General features: G+C 59.1%; 15 protein-coding genes. 7 read left to right on the top strand and 8 right to left on the bottom strand.

Features of this window, described 5'->3' with window-relative positions:
• The 7 genes from M0H32_RS20080 to M0H32_RS20050 form a co-directional block, all read left to right on the top strand.
• Positions 1-93: transposase domain-containing protein (locus M0H32_RS20080; RefSeq protein ID WP_282449464.1), on the top strand; the 93-nt coding region annotated here is incomplete at its 5' end.
• Between the two features lie 380 nt (positions 94-473).
• A complete protein-coding gene (rplS, locus tag M0H32_RS20075; protein WP_248157065.1) occupies positions 474-950 on the top strand; it encodes a 50S ribosomal protein L19 in 477 nt (158 codons plus the stop codon).
• Positions 951-1,420: 470 nt separating this feature from the next.
• On the top strand, positions 1,421-2,833 hold the full coding sequence (gene leuC, locus M0H32_RS20070) for a 3-isopropylmalate dehydratase large subunit (RefSeq protein WP_248157063.1): 1,413 nt from the start codon (positions 1,421-1,423) through the stop codon (positions 2,831-2,833).
• A 386-nt stretch (positions 2,834-3,219) separates the two neighbouring features.
• Positions 3,220-3,777 carry an HNH endonuclease gene (locus tag M0H32_RS20065; RefSeq protein WP_248157061.1) on the top strand — a complete coding sequence of 186 codons (558 nt, stop codon included), beginning with the start codon at positions 3,220-3,222 and terminating at the stop codon, positions 3,775-3,777.
• Positions 3,778-4,086: 309 nt separating this feature from the next.
• Entirely contained in the window at positions 4,087-5,439 is a 1,353-nt protein-coding gene (locus M0H32_RS20060) for a pilus assembly protein TadG-related protein (RefSeq protein WP_248157059.1), read from the top strand.
• Positions 5,440-5,666: 227 nt separating this feature from the next.
• On the top strand, positions 5,667-7,022 hold the full coding sequence (locus tag M0H32_RS20055) for a pilus assembly protein TadG-related protein (protein ID WP_248157057.1): 1,356 nt from the start codon (positions 5,667-5,669) through the stop codon (positions 7,020-7,022).
• A 415-nt stretch (positions 7,023-7,437) separates the two neighbouring features.
• Entirely contained in the window at positions 7,438-8,937 is a 1,500-nt protein-coding gene (locus M0H32_RS20050) for a pilus assembly protein TadG-related protein (protein ID WP_248157055.1), read from the top strand.
• A gap of 61 nt (positions 8,938-8,998) precedes the next feature.
• Here M0H32_RS20050 and acs read toward each other — a convergent pair whose 3' ends face one another.
• The 8 genes from acs to ureC form a co-directional block, all read right to left on the bottom strand.
• Entirely contained in the window at positions 8,999-10,936 is a 1,938-nt protein-coding gene (gene acs, locus M0H32_RS20045; protein WP_248157053.1) for an acetate--CoA ligase, read from the bottom strand.
• Between the two features lie 206 nt (positions 10,937-11,142).
• Entirely contained in the window at positions 11,143-11,541 is a 399-nt protein-coding gene (locus M0H32_RS20040; protein ID WP_248157051.1) for a DUF1761 domain-containing protein, read from the bottom strand.
• Positions 11,542-11,621: 80 nt separating this feature from the next.
• The gene (locus tag M0H32_RS20035) at positions 11,622-12,326 is read right to left on the bottom strand and encodes a hypothetical protein (RefSeq protein ID WP_248157049.1); all 705 of its coding nucleotides are present in this window, start codon (positions 12,324-12,326) and stop codon (positions 11,622-11,624) included.
• A gap of 18 nt (positions 12,327-12,344) precedes the next feature.
• Complete coding sequence (gene ureG / locus M0H32_RS20030; protein ID WP_248157047.1) at positions 12,345-12,962, bottom strand: urease accessory protein UreG; 618 nt, start codon at positions 12,960-12,962, stop codon at positions 12,345-12,347.
• Positions 12,959-13,729, bottom strand: a complete 771-nt coding sequence (locus M0H32_RS20025; protein WP_345779351.1) for an urease accessory protein UreF — start codon at positions 13,727-13,729, stop codon at positions 12,959-12,961. The genes ureG and M0H32_RS20025 overlap by 4 nt, the downstream gene beginning before the upstream one ends.
• On the bottom strand, positions 13,662-14,174 hold the full coding sequence (locus M0H32_RS20020; RefSeq protein WP_248157045.1) for an urease accessory protein UreE: 513 nt from the start codon (positions 14,172-14,174) through the stop codon (positions 13,662-13,664). Before M0H32_RS20020 ends, M0H32_RS20025 begins: the two co-directional genes overlap by 68 nt.
• Positions 14,171-14,776 carry a glutathione S-transferase family protein gene (locus tag M0H32_RS20015; protein WP_248157043.1) on the bottom strand — a complete coding sequence of 202 codons (606 nt, stop codon included), beginning with the start codon at positions 14,774-14,776 and terminating at the stop codon, positions 14,171-14,173. The genes M0H32_RS20020 and M0H32_RS20015 overlap by 4 nt, the downstream gene beginning before the upstream one ends.
• Before the next feature lie 136 nt (positions 14,777-14,912).
• Positions 14,913-16,625 carry an urease subunit alpha gene (gene ureC, locus M0H32_RS20010; protein ID WP_248157041.1) on the bottom strand — a complete coding sequence of 571 codons (1,713 nt, stop codon included), beginning with the start codon at positions 16,623-16,625 and terminating at the stop codon, positions 14,913-14,915.
• Positions 16,626-16,641: the final 16 nt, after the last annotated feature.

The raw sequence follows: 16,641 nt of genomic DNA, 5'->3' as shown, positions 1-16,641 counted from the left end.
TATCTCAAGGCCACACTCGAAGCCATTGCCGGCGGTCATCCGAAAAGCCGGATCGACGAACTCCTGCCGTGGAACTTCAAGCCGTCAAGCTGAAACCCGGTGGGCCGCAGACAGCGCTTACGATAGATTCATACGGGCAACAAGTATGTAAACCTTAAATTTCCTCCTAGACAAAAACAGCAAACTCATGTGGCTGATGTTTCGATTTCTCAAAGTGATTAGAGGAACTTTTCGCGCCATAATGTTGAAGAATCCGCATGACATCCTCACGAAAATCCTGTATACGCCCGCCGAAGCTGGGTGAAGTTGTGTCTTTTTTCTGAAAGGACCGGCTTCAAAACGCACTGTCCAATGTCGGGAAAGCGCGGAAAGCCTGGTGGAAAAGCAAGCATGGCCCAAAGTCGGTGAACCCGTTTCCGGCCTTAAACCGGATGACGCTCTGACCGCTTTGTAATTGAAAAGGGAAAAATGCCATGGATATCATCAAGGAACTCAACGCCGAGGAAATGGCGAAAATCGAAGCGCAGCGCAAGCTGCCGGAATTTTCGCCGGGTGACACCGTGCGTGTGAACGTGCGCGTCACTGAAGGCACCCGCACCCGTACCCAGGCCTACGAAGGTGTCTGCATCGCCCGTTCCGGCGGCGGCATCAACGAGAGCTTCACGGTGCGCAAGATTTCTTACGGCGAAGGCGTCGAGCGCGTGTTCCCGATCTACTCCCCGATGCTGGAAGGCGTGGAAGTTGTCCGCCGCGGTAAAGTCCGTCGCGCGAAGCTCTACTACCTGCGCGACCGTCGCGGTAAATCCGCCCGTATCGTGGAAAACACCAATGTCCGCTCCAAGCGCCTCAACGAAGAGCAGCGCGCGGAAGCCGCCGCTGCCAAGGTTGCCAAGGCCGAAGCCAAGCAGGCCGCAGCGGATGCAGCAGCTGCAGAGAGCGCGGCAGAATAAACCGATCCGGTTTATCGAGAGTTTTGAAAAGGCGGTCCATCGGGCCGCCTTTTTTGCTTTTCTGATCTTTTGGTAGTCGTCCCGGACGCAGCGAAGCGGAGATCCGGGACCGGGGAGCCGGGGGCGTTTGCGGGGGGATTGTGCCAACGGCGAAATCGCTTGCCTCCCCGGTCCCGGCTCGCGCTGCGCTTGGCCTGGGTGAAGAAGGATGGACACTGGTTGGCGGACAGGTATCTGTTTGCGGTACCTGATTTGACTTTCCTGCCCTGTCTCCGGTTGCACCGGTCAATCCCAGTTGAATTCAGCTCAACTCGGAATGCTTGACCTTGAAGCGGCGCTGCGTCATTCACTAGCTACGATAAACGAGGATAGACCCTTGCGGCGGGACGCGCCGCGACAGGGCGTCTCCGGGCATCTCGCAAACAAACTGACTGTTTGATCGACGGCCCGGCTGGACTGAGGAGAGACCCATGGCCAAGGCACGCACGCTTTACGACAAGATCTGGGACGACCATGCGGTCGACATGCAGCCGGACGGCACCGGCCTGCTCTATATCGACCGTCACCTGGTGCATGAAGTCACCAGCCCGCAGGCGTTCGAAGGCCTGCGCATGGCCGGCCGCAAGGTGCGGCAGCCGCAGAAGACCCTGGCCGTCGTCGACCACAACGTGCCGACCACCGACCGCCGCCACGGCATCGACGATCCGGAATCCGCGCTGCAGGTCGAAACGCTGGCCAAGAACGCCGCCGAGTTCGGCGTTGAATACTATTCCGAACTGGACATGCGCCAGGGTGTCGTTCACATCGTCGGGCCGGAACAGGGCTTCACCCTGCCGGGCATGACCATCGTCTGCGGCGACAGCCACACCTCGACCCACGGCGCTTTCGGCTCCCTGGCCCATGGCATCGGCACATCCGAAGTGGAACATGTTCTGGCCACCCAGACCCTGATCCAGAAAAAAGCCAAGAACATGCTGGTCAAGGTCGAGGGCAAGATCCCGGCCGGTGTGACCGCCAAGGACATCGTGCTGGCAATCATCGGCAAGATCGGCACCGCCGGCGGCACCGGCTATGTGATCGAATATGCCGGCGAAGCGATCCGCTCGCTGTCCATGGAAGGCCGCATGACGGTCTGCAACATGTCGATCGAGGCAGGCGCCCGCGCTGGCCTGATCGCGCCGGACCAGACCACCTTCGATTATATCGAAGGCCGGCCGAAGGCGCCGAAGGGCGAGGCCTGGGACATGGCGCTTGCCTATTGGAAGACGCTGCACACCGATGCTGATGCCTATTTCGACAAGGTGGTCGAGCTGGACGCCGCCAACCTGCCGCCGATCGTGTCCTGGGGCTCGTCGCCGGAAGACGTCGTCTCGGTGGAAGGCGTGGTGCCGGATCCGGAAGAGATCCCGGAAGAAAACCGCCGCGAATCCAAGAAGCGCGCCCTGGAATATATGGGCCTGACGCCGGGCACCAAGATCACCGACATCAAGATCGACCGGGCCTTTATCGGTTCCTGCACCAACGGCCGCATCGAAGACCTGCGGGCTGCGGCTGCCGTCGTCGGCAACCACAAGGTCGCTGCCCATGTCAGCGCCATGGTGGTGCCGGGTTCGGGCCTGGTGAAGGAACAGGCCGAGGAAGAAGGCCTGGATGTCATCTTCAAGGAAGCCGGATTCGAATGGCGTGAGCCGGGCTGCTCCATGTGCCTTGCCATGAATGCAGACAAACTGGCGCCGGGCGAGCGCTGCGCCTCGACCTCGAACCGCAATTTCGAAGGCCGCCAGGGTCACAAGGGCCGCACGCATCTGGTGTCGCCGGCCATGGCCGCCGCGGCCGCGATCGCCGGTCATTTCGTCGACATCCGCGACTGGACGGCAAATTGATTCGATTGACGAATTCGCGATTTCAGGGGCGCCCAAGGGCGCCCTTTTTCGTGGCTATCGTAAAACTGTCACGATGACGCAGGGGACCTCGTTTTTGCGCAAATGATTCATGTATTTAAGAAAAATCCTTTGCCAGAAAACGCCTATCAACAACTGCTGTCAGAAATGAATTTACCGGGCTTCACAAGACTGTCACCTCGGCACTACAATACTCCCGTCGCAAAAGGACTGTTCCGCTGTCCGATTGACCGGTCATCGGGTGGTCCTGAAGGATGATCCCGCTTTCCCGTGGCGTAGCGGGAATGCAGGGTGATCGGACGTAAACAGTTGGAGCAATCCTATTTCCCCTCCTGGGAACGGAACGCTCTTGAAGTGAGGAGCGGAAGGTGACGATAGCGGTTTCGCCGGGGGCTCATCCGGCGTTGGTGCTCAACGCGGATTACCGGCCCTTGAGCTACTACCCCTTGTCCTTGTGGAGTTGGCAGGACACCGTCAAGGCTGTGTTTCTCGATCGGGTGAACATCGTTGCGGAGTATGACGCGGCGGTTCGAAGTCCGAGCTTCGAGTTCCGATTGCCAAGCGTCGTCTCGCTCAAGAGCTTCGTTAAACCAAGCCGATATCCTGCCTTCACCCGCTTCAACGTCTTTCTTCGCGACAAATTTCAGTGCCAGTATTGCGGCTCCAAAGAGGAGCTGACCTTCGACCACCTCATTCCGCGCTCCAAAGGTGGCATCACGTCCTGGGACAATGTCATCACCGCCTGCTCCCCTTGCAATCTGCGCAAGTCCAACAAGTCCTGCCAGCAGCTGAACATGTGGCCCATGCACATGCCGTTCCAGCCGACCATTCAGGACCTGCACAACAATGGCCGCGGCTTCCCGCCCAACTATCTGCACGAAAGCTGGATGGACTTTCTCTACTGGGACACCGAGCTGGAGCCATAAGGAACCGGCTGGGAACACGTACTTTTCGTAAATCGACCGGCCCTTTCCGGCGTCAGTTACCGGGAGTGGTCGCTGGGGTTGCTGAGTTGCTTTCGCCGAATATGGACGAATATTGAAAAGACTGCGAAATTTCGGCAGGTCCTGTATTGAAGAAATGAATTTTTAACCAAAATTTCAAAGTTAAATAACTGGTTTTATCAGCTTGATGTAGAAGCTATCTCTCCCTTCTGCGAGATGGCCATGTATACGTCCAATTTTTACTTGAGTAGACAAATAACGAGGCAGTTCCTGACACGGCGCGAAGGTGCCGTGTTGCCGATTTTCGCGCTCATGGTCATCTTCCTCGTCGTTGTTTTGGGGGCCGGTTTCGATGTCTCCCGCGCGGTGAATGCGCGAGAGAAACTGTCCTATGCGCTCGACGCGGCGGCCCTGACCGTTGCGACCGATCTGTCTACATCAGTGATGACCGATGCCGAGATCACCCAGGCCCTCACGGCGTCCTTCAAGACCAACCTGCAGGGAACGGAGTTTCTGGACGATGCGATTGCCAATCTGACCTTCTCAGTCGACAGCGAAAACGGCATTGTTCGCGTGGCCTCAAAGGCGTCGCTCAAAAACTACTTCATCGATTTCGGCGGTTACGGCAAGAAGGCTCTGGGGCCCGAGAAATTTGAGTTCGGTACGAGTTCGCAGGTAAGCTATTCGCGTTTTGACGTGGAACTGGCCTTGGTGGTCGATGTGACCGGCTCCATGGCCGGGGACATGAAAACCTTGCGCTCGGCCTCTGAGGGTCTGGTCAATATCCTGATCCCGGCGGATACCGACGAGGCTGACAGCAAGGTCCGGATCTCCCTGGTGCCTTACAGCCAGGGTGTCAATCTGGGGGCTTATGCCGGGTTGGTCAAAGGCGGTGCCCATGGCTATTCCGACGGCAGCGTCTGTGTTTCGGAACGTCAGGACTACAAGGATGGCAACTCGACCTACAAGGTCAAACTGACTGACGATCCCTACAACTATTTCGACAAGACCAATCCCCCGCCGAAGGGAACTTTCTATGGTGGCGGCAGCGACAAATGCGCCAAGAGTTCCGCAATGATCCCGCTCACCGCAGACCGGGCCGACCTGATCAAGGCGATCAAGGCGCTTGAGTCCAGCGGCGGCACCTCCGGCCAGACCGGGGTGGTCTGGGGCTGGAACAGCCTCTCGCCGAACTACGCCAATCTGTGGCCGGCGGACAGCGAACCGGCGGCCTATGATGACGATCGGGTGCTCAAATTCGCGGTGATCATGACCGATGGCGACAACAACCGCTATTACAAGTTCACCGAAACCAGGTTGGAAAATGTCTGCACAGGCAAGGGCAAGGACAAGACCTGCCAATGGAAAGAGATTGCCGTCAACGCCTGGGAGGAGGTCTCGGAGGGTGAGAGTTATTCCAACACGTCATCGACCACCCAGCGGGACCTGTGCGAAGCGATGAAAGACGCCAAAATCGAGGTTTTCGGGGTCTATTTTGGCAGCAACAACAACTCCGCCGGCGCAAAAAACATGAAATCCTGCGCCAGCGACGGCAACTATTATCAGGCGACCAGCGCAAGCGGGCTCATTGCGGCCTTCGCGAATATCGCCAGGAAAATCCAATCGATATATCTGTCAATGTAAACAATTCTGGGGTTCTCCTTGGGAGTTTCTGCAATTTTTGCGTGAATCTTACGTGGGTGCATCTTCGTTTTGGTTCTTGAATACCTAGACTTTCAAAAGCAACTTTAAGACTTTAAGTACTTTTCTGGCGTAAAGGTCTCTTAAAACGAGAGGCGTGTATGCGGTCCAGTCTTCGCACAAAATTTCGGTCCCTCCTTCAGCGGTTCGCGTCCGATCGCAAGGCGTCGGTGCTTCCCATTTTCGCAATCATGGTGATCATGCTGGTGGTGATCTCCGGCGCGGCCTTTGACGTGTCGCGTACCGTCAACGCGCGCGAGAAACTCTCCTACGCCATCGACGCGGCGGCGCTTTCGGTGGCTGCCGATCTCTCAACAAGCGTCATGACCGACGACGAAATCACGGAAGCAATCGCCGATTCCTTCCGGGCCAATCTGAACGATGCGGAATTTCTGGAGGATGCGATCGATAATCTCGACTTCACGGTCGATTCAGAGAACGGCACCATCGTTGTGTCTTCCTCCGCGATGCTGAATACGTACTTCATCGACTTCGGCGGCTACGGCATGAAGGCTCTCGGGCCGGAAGTGCTCAGCTTTGGTGCCAGTTCCCAGGTCACCTATTCCCGGTTTGACGTGGAGCTGGCCCTGGTGCTCGACGTCACCGGTTCGATGCGCAACGACATGGACACGCTGCGCGACGCGGCCGACGGTCTTGTTGACATCCTCATTCCCGAAGGAACGGACGAAGCAGACAGCAAAGTGCGCATTTCCCTCGTGCCTTACAGCCAGGGTGTCAATCTCGGGCCCTACGCAGACTTGGTTAAAGGTGGCGACTATGGCCATTCCGATGGCAGCTATTGCGTCACGGAACGTCAGAACTATGACGACGGCTCAGATACCTACGAGGTGAAATACACCGACCTTCCGTACAATTATTACGATGAAACCGATCCTCCACCGAAAGCGACATTTTATGGCGACGGGGAAAGCAACAATTGCTCGTCGGATTCCGAGATGATTCCGCTGACATCGGATAGAGACACCTTGGTCGATGCAATTGCCGCGCTGGATGATAATGGCGGTACCGCGGGTCAAACGGGCGTTGTGTGGGGCTGGAACAGTCTGTCACCGAACTATTCCGACGTTTGGCCGGCGGACAGCGCACCGGAAGCCTATGATAATGACGATGTGCTCAAATTTGCGATCATCATGACGGATGGCGACAACAACCAGCATTACGATTTTGTCGAAACAGAATGGAGAAGGACCTGCAGTGGGCCTTGGTGGAACCGGACTTGCTCCTGGAACGAAGTTGAGGTCAACGACTGGGAAGAAAATTACGAAGCACCCAGCTACTCAAATACACCTTCAACCGACCAGCGGGCGTTGTGCGAAGCGATGAAGGATGCCGGCATTGAAATCTTTGGCGTCTATTTCGGCTCCAGCAACAGTTCGGCCGGTTCGCTGAACATGCAGTCTTGCGCCAGCGACGGCAATTATTATCAGGCGACCAGCGCGTCGGAACTGATCAACGCCTTCAGCAACATCGCCAAGAAGATCCAGCAAATCTACGTTTCGCGGTAAACCTGCGGATCTGAGGCTGTTTCAGACTGGAATGGCACGCTCTTGAGCTTTTCCGGTCAGATTGGATCAATTGGCCGGTGCCACGGGTCTGTGCCTGGCAGTCGCTTGCTGTGCCGGGCAGCTTGCCCACGGTGCCGCCAGGCACTTCACGACCCGTCGCGTAGATCGCCTCACCAGACATCAAGCAGAATGACCCAATCCGATGAGGGCAGCTTCACGTCCGGAGCTTACCTGTGGTTTGGCCCGGCCTCTTTGGGTGGAGACCTCTGGCCCGATCGGCGTCCACCCAGGACGGGGAAGCGGTCCCCGCCTAAACGTTGATAAGTGTGATCTAGAAATGCAGAGAAAGAAATTGCAACTTTAACGATTTACGTACTTTTGACATATACGGATGGCCCGATTGCAGAGGGCTGTCATGGGTATTTTTAATTGTCAATTTATTCGGTGCCGTGCCGCCGGGTTTTCGCGCAACCGAGAAGCATCCGTCCTACCGATCTTCGGGTTGATGGTGATTATGCTGGTGGTGATCGCTGGCGCCGCGTTTGACGTGACGCGTACCGTGAATGCACGGGAGAAACTGGCCTTCGCTCTGGACGCCGCGGCGCTTTCAGTTGCCAGAAGCCTGTCCACAACCTTGATGACGGACGCCGATATCAAACTGGAGCTGGAAGACTCGCTTAAAACAAATCTATACGGCGAAGAATTCCTCGCCGAGGCCATCAAAAACCTGGATCCCGACGTAAAACCGGAAAACGGTACCGTCACTGTTTCCTCAAGGGCGACATTGAACAATTATTTCCTGGATTTCGGCGGCTATGGAATGAAGACGATCGGGCCGGAAACCTTTGCCTTCAGTGCCAGTTCGCAGGTGACCTATTCTCAGTATGAAGTTGAGGTCGCCCTCGTTTTGGACGTGACGGGTTCCATGGGCACCAACTCCAACGACATCAAGGCCCTGAGGACCGCCGCGAAGGATCTCGTCAAGGAACTGATTTCGGAAGACACGGATGAAGCCGACAGCAAGATCCGTATTTCCGTTGTGCCCTATTCCCAGGGCGTCAATCTTGGCTCAAATGCAAGCACGGTCACCAACAATCAATCCGGATCGAAGAATTGCGTGACCGAGCGACCCGGCGAGCAGCGATTTACTGACGCTATCTACAAATACGACAGCAGCGACTCTGAATTTTTCGGCAGCGCCGGCAAGATCTTGTTTCGAAACGGAAAGCGCCAGCAAAAATATCAATGGGGAGAATGGGTCGATTCGCCTTGGGGTGAAGCGTGCCCCAAGCAGGAAATCCTGCCGCTGACAGCGAACCGTGCAGCGCTTGACACCAAGATCGGAGCTTTGACTGCCAGCGGCGGTACCGCCGGCCAGACAGGGATTGCCTGGGGTTGGTATACGCTTGCGCCGGATTGGGGCGCCTTGTGGCCGACCAGTGCTCCCGCCGAGTATGGCGAGGGTACGAAAAACGATAAAATCAAGAAATTCGCCGTCATCATGACGGATGGAGATTTCAACAACTACTTTGATGCTGAAGAATATTCAAAAACGACCGAGGTTTGTGACTGGGTCGAGTCTTCATCCAAGAAGAAGAAAAAGAGCAAAAAAGAATGGAAATGCTGGGACGAGACGACCACCGAGACGGTCTGGACGGAATTCTACCAGGACTATGCCGACATTGGTGATGAATCCGCCGATCGTGGTCTGGAATTGTGCGACAAGATGAAAGACGAGCACATTCACATCTACTCGGTGTATTTCGAAACCAACGGATCCGATTTCGGCGAAGATCTGATGCGCGGGTGCGCCACTGACGCAAAGAGTTTCTTCCTGGCCACGTCCACGACGGACCTTGAAAATGCTTTCAGCAACATCGCCAAGAAGATTCAGGCCATCTACGTGTCGAAATAACAGGTAACAGCAAAAAGGCCCGCCGGATGGGCGGGCCCTTCGTTTGCCTGAAAGCCTTTGATCAGGCCCGGTTCTGCCGGTTGTCGATCAGGTCGTCGACGACGGTTGGGTCGGCCAGGGTCGATGTGTCGCCGAGGCTGTCGAAGCTGTCCTCGGCGATCTTGCGCAGGATGCGGCGCATGATCTTGCCGGAGCGGGTCTTGGGCAGGCCCGGGGCAAACTGAATGAGATCCGGCGAAGCGATCGGGCCGATCTCGGCGCGCACATGCTTGACCAGTTCCTTTTTCAGATCGTCCGTCGGCTCCTCGCCTTCCATCAGGGTGACATAGGCGTAGATGCCCTGGCCCTTGATATCATGCGGATAGCCGACAACGGCGGCCTCGGAGACCTTCGGATGGGCGACCAGAGCGCTTTCGACTTCAGCCGTGCCCATGCGGTGGCCGGAGACGTTGATGACGTCGTCGACGCGGCCGGTGATCCAGTAATAGCCGTCCCCGTCGCGGCGGCAGCCGTCGCCGGTGAAATAGAGGCCCTTATAGGTGGCGAAGTAGGTCTGAACGAAGCGCTCGTGGTCGCCATAGACGGTGCGCATCTGGCCCGGCCAGCTGTCCTTGATGACCAGATTGCCCTCGGTCGCGCCTTCCAGGAACTTGCCGTCCGCGTCGACCACCGCCGGCTGGATGCCGAAGAAGGGCCGCGTCGCGGAGCCGGGTTTCAGGTCGGTCGCGCCAGGCAGTGGCGTGATCAGGATGCCGCCGGTTTCCGTCTGCCACCAGGTGTCGACGATGGGGCAGCGCTTTTCGCCGACCACGTTGTAATACCAGGTCCAGGCTTCCGGGTTGATTGGCTCTCCGACGGAGCCGAGCAGGCGCAGCGAATTGCGGGATGTCTTGGTGACATGCTCGTCGCCGGCCCCCATAAGGGCGCGGATGGCGGTCGGCGCGGTGTAGAAGATGTTGACATTGTGCTTGTCGCAGACTTCCCAGAACCGGCCGGGTCCCGGATAGGTCGGCACACCCTCGAACATCAGCGTGGTCGCGCCGTTGGCGAGCGGACCGTAGACAATGTAGCTGTGGCCGGTGACCCAGCCGACATCGGCGGTACACCAGTAAACGTCGCCCTCGTGATAGTCGAAGACATATTCGTGGGTCATGGAGGCATAGACCAGGTAACCGCCGGTCGTGTGCATCACGCCCTTCGGCTTGCCGGTGGAGCCCGAGGTGTAAAGGATGAACAGCGGGTCTTCCGCGTTCATTTCCACCGGCGCGCAATGGTCGGAGACCCGGTCGGCCTCGTCGTGATACCAGACGTCGCGGCCGTCCTGCATGGCAATGTCGCCACCTGTGCGCTTGACCACAATGACGCTGCGGACCGGCGCTTTTTCGGCGGCCTTGTCGACATTGGCCTTGAGCGGCACCTTGCGGCCGCCGCGCAGGCCCTCGTCGGCTGTGATGACGCAGTCGGACTGGCAGTCCTCGATACGCTGGGCGAGGCTGTCCGGCGAGAAACCGCCGAAGACGATCGAATGCACCGCTCCGACGCGGGCGCAGGCCAGCATGGCATAGGCCGCTTCCGGGATCATCGGCAGGTAGATGGTGACGCGGTCACCCTTCTTGACGCCCTGGGCATGCAGCACGTTGGCGAATTTGTTCACCTCATGGTGCAGTTCCTTGTAGGTGATGACCTTGTGCTCGCTCGGGTCATCGCCTTCCCAGATGATCGCGGGCTGGTCGCCGCGCTTTTCCAGGTGGCGGTCAACGCAGTTGGCCGAGACGTTCAGCGTGCCGTCCTCGAACCATTTGATCGAGACGTTGTGATAATCGTAGGAGGTGTTTTTCACCTTGGAATAGGGCTTGATCCAGTCGAGCCGCTTGCCGTGTTCGCCCCAGAACCCATCCGGGTCGTCCACGGAGCGCTGATACATTTCCAGATATTTGGCATTGTCGACATGCGCCCGCGCGGCAACCTCCGCGGGAACGGGAAAGACGGACTCGGTCATGTGAAACCTCCCAGAAACCACAATTGGGCCGGCGGCGGGCATTCTCCCCCACACCGCGGCCTTGTTTTCCGGAGGCCATTATGCGTATGGCCCCCTAAGGCGTCCAGAACCTGGACTTGGTACTTTAGTCGGCGAGTCTTTGGTCTATGGCAAGGCCTAAGACCTTCAAATGCAGACTGTTTTGCGCCTCAAACCTTACGTTATCGTCAGCTCAGCCAGCCGATCAGAATGCCCTGTACGAGCAGCACGCCGAGCCAGTGACCGCCGTCGATCAGGGTCAGGCTCCAGGGCTTGCCCTGGAACCGGTGGTTGACGATCTGGGTTGTCATGACGATGCCGACCCAGATCATGAGCGCGGAGATGATGCCGGCTCGGATATTGGTTTCACCTGTGTGGTAGATGATGCCGGCAAAGACAAAGGCCATGATCACCTGGCAGAAGAAGGTCAGTCCGAAGGTGACCGGATCCGGCTTGGTCTGGGCTTCGCTCAAGCCGGCTGCGCGCATCCAGACCTTGCCGAGCGTGCCGTACCAGAGGGCGCCGAAAACGAAGGACGCAATAGCGGCGGCGGCCACCGCAACCAAGTTCACGCCGTCAAACATCATGGCTCACCCTCCGTAGAATTGAGGGGTAACCTGAGCGGATTTGCCCAAAAGATCAAGCGGATGTTGCAAGTTCACCAGGTTCAACTCTTGAGCCAGACAGCCAGCCGTCCGCATGCCTCGAAACCGAGTTGCCGATAGACCGGCAGCAAGGCGTCGTCGGTCTCATAGGTGCAGACCGGCTTGTGCGCGTAAGGCTCCAGGAGATCGTGCAGGGCGCTGTAGCGCCAGCTCTTGCGGCAGAACAGGTTGGACAGCCCGACCACCTCCTTGCCGTCCAGTTGCGGTCCGGCGTTGAACACCGCGCCGGCCTTGAGCTCGCCGTCCTTGCTGGTGGCGGCGAAATCGATCGCCCGTTTTTCCAGAAGCCTGGACGAGAAAACACTGTGGAGTTGATCGTTGCTGTTCCAGGCCGCCAGCCATTTTTTCAGAGCTTCGGGATGGGTGATCTTGTGCCAGTCGGACTGGATCGGCGGACGTTTGTCCGCCCTGGCGGGGCGGAACAGCCAGGTGCCTGAAAAGAGTTTCTGGAAACCCTTTTGAGCAAGATCGAGACTGTCGAAACTGTCCTTGACCGCGGAACCCTTCGGCAAGGCGTCGAGGTGTCCGAAAAACTCGGCGCCCGGATTGGCCGTCAGCGTGACGATATTCGGATAGAGCGGCAGGGATTTCTCCCGCGCGATCCAGTGGCCGTTCAAGAATTCGGTCTTCGCCCCGGCGGCTTTCAGAACCGCGTCGCACCAGAGCGCGTTGTTATGCGCGCAGGCGTCCTGTTTCCCAGCAATCATTGAAGCAACGTCTTGAGATTATCCGTTCAGCCCACCCTTTTGGACGATGAACTCTACCACGGATTCGATGCCCTCGCCCGCTTTCATGTTGGCGAACACAAACGGCCGGTTCTTGCGCATTTTGGTGGCGTCCCGGTCCATCACACCGAGATCGGCGCCAACGTATGGGGCAAGATCGGTCTTGTTGATGATCAGAAGATCGGACCGGGTGATGCCTGGTCCGCCTTTTCGCGGGATTTCCTCTCCGGCGGCGACGTCGATCACATAGAGCGTAAGGTCGGCCAGTTCCGGCGAGAAGGTTGCCGCGAGATTGTCGCCGCCGGATTCGATCAGGATCAGGTCCAGGTCCGGGATCGACCTGGTAAGGTCGGCGACGGCCGCCAGGTTGATCGAGGCGTCCTCGCGGATGGCTGTATGCGGGCAGCCGCCGGTTTCCACGCCCCGGATGCGGTCGCTGGTCAGCGCCTGGGAGCGCATCAGCGCCTCGGCATCCTCGCTGGTGTAGATGTCGTTGGTGATGACGGCGAGCGAATAGGTCTCGCGCATGGCCTTGCACAGCTTGTCGGTGAGCGTGGTCTTGCCGGCGCCGACCGGGCCGCCGATGCCGACACGCAAGGGGCCGTTTTTGGAACTCATGAGCGGAACAACCTCGAATACTGGGTTTCATGGGCCATGGAGGCAATGTCGGCCAGGAAAGTGGAGCTGCCGAGATCGGCGAGATCCGCGGCGGCGGCCTCCTTCGCTACCTCGAAAATGATGGGCTCGAGAGCCGCCAGGACACTTTGCCCTTCGCTCTGGCCGAGCGGTACGGTGCGGATGGCGGCGGAGACCAGATTGGCGGCAAACGCCTGCAGATAAGCGGCCAGCGCGGCTTCTGACGGAATGGCGTGGGCGGCGCACGCCAGGCCGACAGCGACCGGATACGGCCAGGGATCGTCGTCTGCAGTGTGATCGTGGAAGAGCTGGCCGGCTGGTGTTCCCGTTTCCGGTAGCCAGCTGTTCCGGATAGCCGTCACGAAGGCCGTGCCTTGCGCGCTGGTCTCCAGGTGGCGTTCCCTTGACGGCTGCAAAGCCAGGCCCAGTTCGCGCAGGTCCGCGACAGCTGACGCATCTCCGTCGCGGGCAACCCGAATGGTCTCCTTCAGCAGGATGGCATCGCTCCGCCCCGCACCAAACCGCAGAATATCGCTCAGCCAGGCTTCAAGGCCGGACGCGTCCGCGACCGCGCCGCTTTCCACCACCTGCTCCAGCCCGTGGCTGTAGGTGAAGGCCCCGACCGGGAAGCCGGGCGACAGGAAGGTCATCAGCCGGTAAAGCGCGGAAAGGGAAACCGGCTCAGTCATGGTCGTGTCGATGGTGATGCCCGTGGGAATGTGCGTGACCATGATTGTGTCCGTGTTCATGACCATGGGTCTGGCCATGGCCATAGGCGCCACCTTCCGGGTCGAACGGAGCCGACAGCGGTGTCAGCGTGCCGCCGAGTTTTTCAACCATGTCCTCGATGACGTGATCCCGGCGGATCCTCAAGGTTTCACCCATCAGCTGGGTCGGCAGGTGACGGTTGCCAAGATGCCAGGCGATCTTGATGAGGTGCGCACCGTCCCGCGCACCGATCTCGACCAGCTCTTCCGGCTCGGCGCACACCTCGACCATACGGCCGTCTTCCAGTTCCAGGCCGTCGCCGTGACGCAGATGCACCGCGGACGGTTCGTCCAAGAGAAAGGTCAAGCCGCCTTCCCCCGTCAGCACTGCGCGGCGGCGGTGCCGGTCTTCCCGGTCAAGGGTGATACGGTCTGAAGCCTCACCCTGCCAGGTTCCGGCAGCGTGGATTTTTTCGATCCGGATCATGCGGCCCCGGCGACCTTGGCCATCATCGCCTGGAAGGCCGGGCGCTCGCGCAGGCGATTGAAATAGGCGTGGATCGGACCGTCCTTGGGCAGGTCGAACTTGGCCGCGACCGCCCAGCCGGCGCAGTGACCGATGATGATGTCGGCGATGGTGAAGGTCTCGCCCATGACATAGGGTCCGTCGCCGAGCCGTGCTTCCAGCACATCGAGGCCGCGGGCGAACTCATAGCGGCAGACGTCCTTGACCTCAGGCGCCCGCTTGTCTTCCGGGTTGATGAAGGTGTTCTTGGCCGCAGTCCACAGCGCGCCTTCCAGAACGTCGACGCCGAACTGGGTGAAACTGTCCTGCCGCGCGCGCTCCAGCGTGCCTGCGGGAAAGGTGAAACGCCCATGTTTGTCGGCAAGATAGGTGCAGATGGCGATGGAGTCGGTGATCGGCTCGTCACCCTCCATCAGGACCGGCACCTTGCCGCTCGGGTTGACAGCGCGGACCTTCTCCGATTGCGGCATGGCCGGGTCGAGCTCATACGCCTCGCCAAGCTCCTCCAGCAACCAGATGACACGCATCGCACGGGTGCGTGGAAAGCCGATGATCTTGTACATTTTCTTAACTCCCTAAACCAAAACGCGCGGAGATTATAGCTTTTCGAGAAAAGTATGAGCCGACTTTAGCTGCCTCTCCGCTCTGCCTCGAACGCAAAAGTCGGCAAAGTTTGTTTCAAACAATTCTCGAAATGCTTTAGAACAGGAAGTAGCGCTGCGCCATCGGCAGAACGTCAGCCGGTTCGCAGGTCAAGAGTTCGCCATTGGCGCGGACCTCGTACGTCTCCGGATGAACCTCGATCTCCGGGGTAGCGTCGTTGAGGATCATGGATTTCTTTGAGATGCCGCCGCGGGTGTTCTTCACCGGCAGGACCAGGCTGGAGAGGCCGGCCTTGTCCTTGACGCCAAGGTCATAGGCGGCCTGGGAGACGAAGGTCACCCGGCTTTCGGTCATGGCCTTGCCGAAGGCGCCGAACATCGGCCGGTAATGGACAGGCTGCGGTGTCGGGATGGAGGCATTCGGATCGCCCATCGGGGCGGCGGCGATGGTGCCGAGCTTGATGACCATGTCCGGTTTGACGCCGAAGAATTTCGGGTCCCAAAGCACAAGGTCAGCGAGTTTTCCCATCTCGACCGAGCCGATATGTTCATCAAGCCCATGGGCTATTGCCGGGTTGATGGTGAACTTGGCCATGTAGCGCTTGACGCGCAGGTTGTCGTTGTCGCCGGTCTCTTCGGAGAGGCGCCCGCGCTGGACCTTCATCTTGTGGGCGGTCTGCAGCGTGCGGATGATGACCTCGCCAACCCGGCCCATCGCCTGGCTGTCCGAGGCGATGATCGAGAAGGCGCCCATGTCGTGGAGAATGTCTTCCGCGGCGATGGTTTCCTTGCGGATGCGGCTTTCGGCAAAGGCGACATCTTCGGGAATGGAGTTGTCCAGGTGATGGCAGACCATGAGCATGTCGAGATGCTCTTCCAGCGTGTTGACCGTGTAGGGCCGCGTCGGGTTGGTCGAGGACGGCAGCACGTTCAATTCGCCGCAGACCTTGATGATGTCCGGTGCGTGGCCGCCGCCCGCGCCTTCCGTGTGGAAGGCATGGATGGTGCGGTTCCGGAAGGCCGCCGTGGTGTTTTCGACAAAACCGCTTTCATTCAGCGTGTCTGTGTGGATCATCACCTGGACGTCATATTCGTCGGCGACGGAGAGGCAGGTGTCGATGGCCGCCGGCGTGGTGCCCCAGTCCTCGTGCAGTTTCAGGGCGCAAGCGCCGGCCAGGATCTGTTCTTCGAGAGCCGCGGGCAGCGAGGCGTTGCCCTTGCCGGCAAAGGCGAGGTTCATCGGGAAACTGTCGGCCGATTGCAGCATGCGGGTGATGTGCCAGGGCCCGGGCGTGCAGGTGGTGGCGTTGGTGCCGGTCGCCGGGCCTGTGCCGCCGCCGAGCATGGTGGTGACGCCGGACATCAGCGCGTCGTCGATCTGCTGCGGGCAGATGAAATGGATATGAACGTCGAGCGCGCCGGCGGTGAGGATCTTGCCCTCGCCCGCGATCGCCTCGGTGCCCGGGCCGACAACGATATCGACATTCGGCTGCACATCCGGGTTGCCGGCCTTGCCGATTCCGGCGATACGGCCGTCCTTGAGGCCGACATCGGCCTTGACGATGCCCCAGTGGTCGACGATCAGCACGTTGGTGATCACCGTGTCGACGGCGCCCGCCGAACGCGGTGCCTGGGACTGGCCCATGCCGTCGCGGATGACCTTGCCGCCGCCGAATTTCACTTCCTCGCCATAGGTGGTGAAATCCCGTTCCACCTCGATGATGAGATCGGTGTCGGCAAGGCGCAGCCGGTCGCCGGTGGTCGGTCCGAACATGTCCGCATAAGCGGCGCGGGGCATTTTGTAAGCCATTTTGTCTCCAATCCGA

The organism is Roseibium sediminicola (genome assembly GCF_023156505.1).
Taxonomy (GTDB): Bacteria; Pseudomonadota; Alphaproteobacteria; order Rhizobiales; family Stappiaceae; genus Roseibium; species Roseibium sediminicola.
Note: the sequence above shows the minus strand (reverse complement) of the source record. Positions and strands in the feature narration are given on the sequence as shown.

Excerpts from the sequence above, each read along its gene's own strand:
- M0H32_RS20040 (WP_248157051.1), bottom strand. The coding sequence starts at position 11,541 with ATGATGTTTGACGGCGTGAACTTGGTTGCGGTGGCCGCCGCCGCTATT.
- rplS (WP_248157065.1), top strand. The coding sequence starts at position 474 with ATGGATATCATCAAGGAACTCAACGCCGAGGAAATGGCGAAAATCGAA.
- M0H32_RS20035 (WP_248157049.1), bottom strand. The coding sequence starts at position 12,326 with ATGATTGCTGGGAAACAGGACGCCTGCGCGCATAACAACGCGCTCTGG.
- ureG (WP_248157047.1), bottom strand. The coding sequence starts at position 12,962 with ATGAGTTCCAAAAACGGCCCCTTGCGTGTCGGCATCGGCGGCCCGGTC.
- M0H32_RS20015 (WP_248157043.1), bottom strand. The coding sequence starts at position 14,776 with ATGTACAAGATCATCGGCTTTCCACGCACCCGTGCGATGCGTGTCATC.
- leuC (WP_248157063.1), top strand. The coding sequence starts at position 1,421 with ATGGCCAAGGCACGCACGCTTTACGACAAGATCTGGGACGACCATGCG.
- M0H32_RS20050 (WP_248157055.1), top strand. The coding sequence starts at position 7,438 with ATGGGTATTTTTAATTGTCAATTTATTCGGTGCCGTGCCGCCGGGTTT.
- ureC (WP_248157041.1), bottom strand. The coding sequence starts at position 16,625 with ATGGCTTACAAAATGCCCCGCGCCGCTTATGCGGACATGTTCGGACCG.
- acs (WP_248157053.1), bottom strand. The coding sequence starts at position 10,936 with ATGACCGAGTCCGTCTTTCCCGTTCCCGCGGAGGTTGCCGCGCGGGCG.
- M0H32_RS20025 (WP_345779351.1), bottom strand. The coding sequence starts at position 13,729 with ATGAACACGGACACAATCATGGTCACGCACATTCCCACGGGCATCACC.
- M0H32_RS20020 (WP_248157045.1), bottom strand. The coding sequence starts at position 14,174 with ATGATCCGGATCGAAAAAATCCACGCTGCCGGAACCTGGCAGGGTGAG.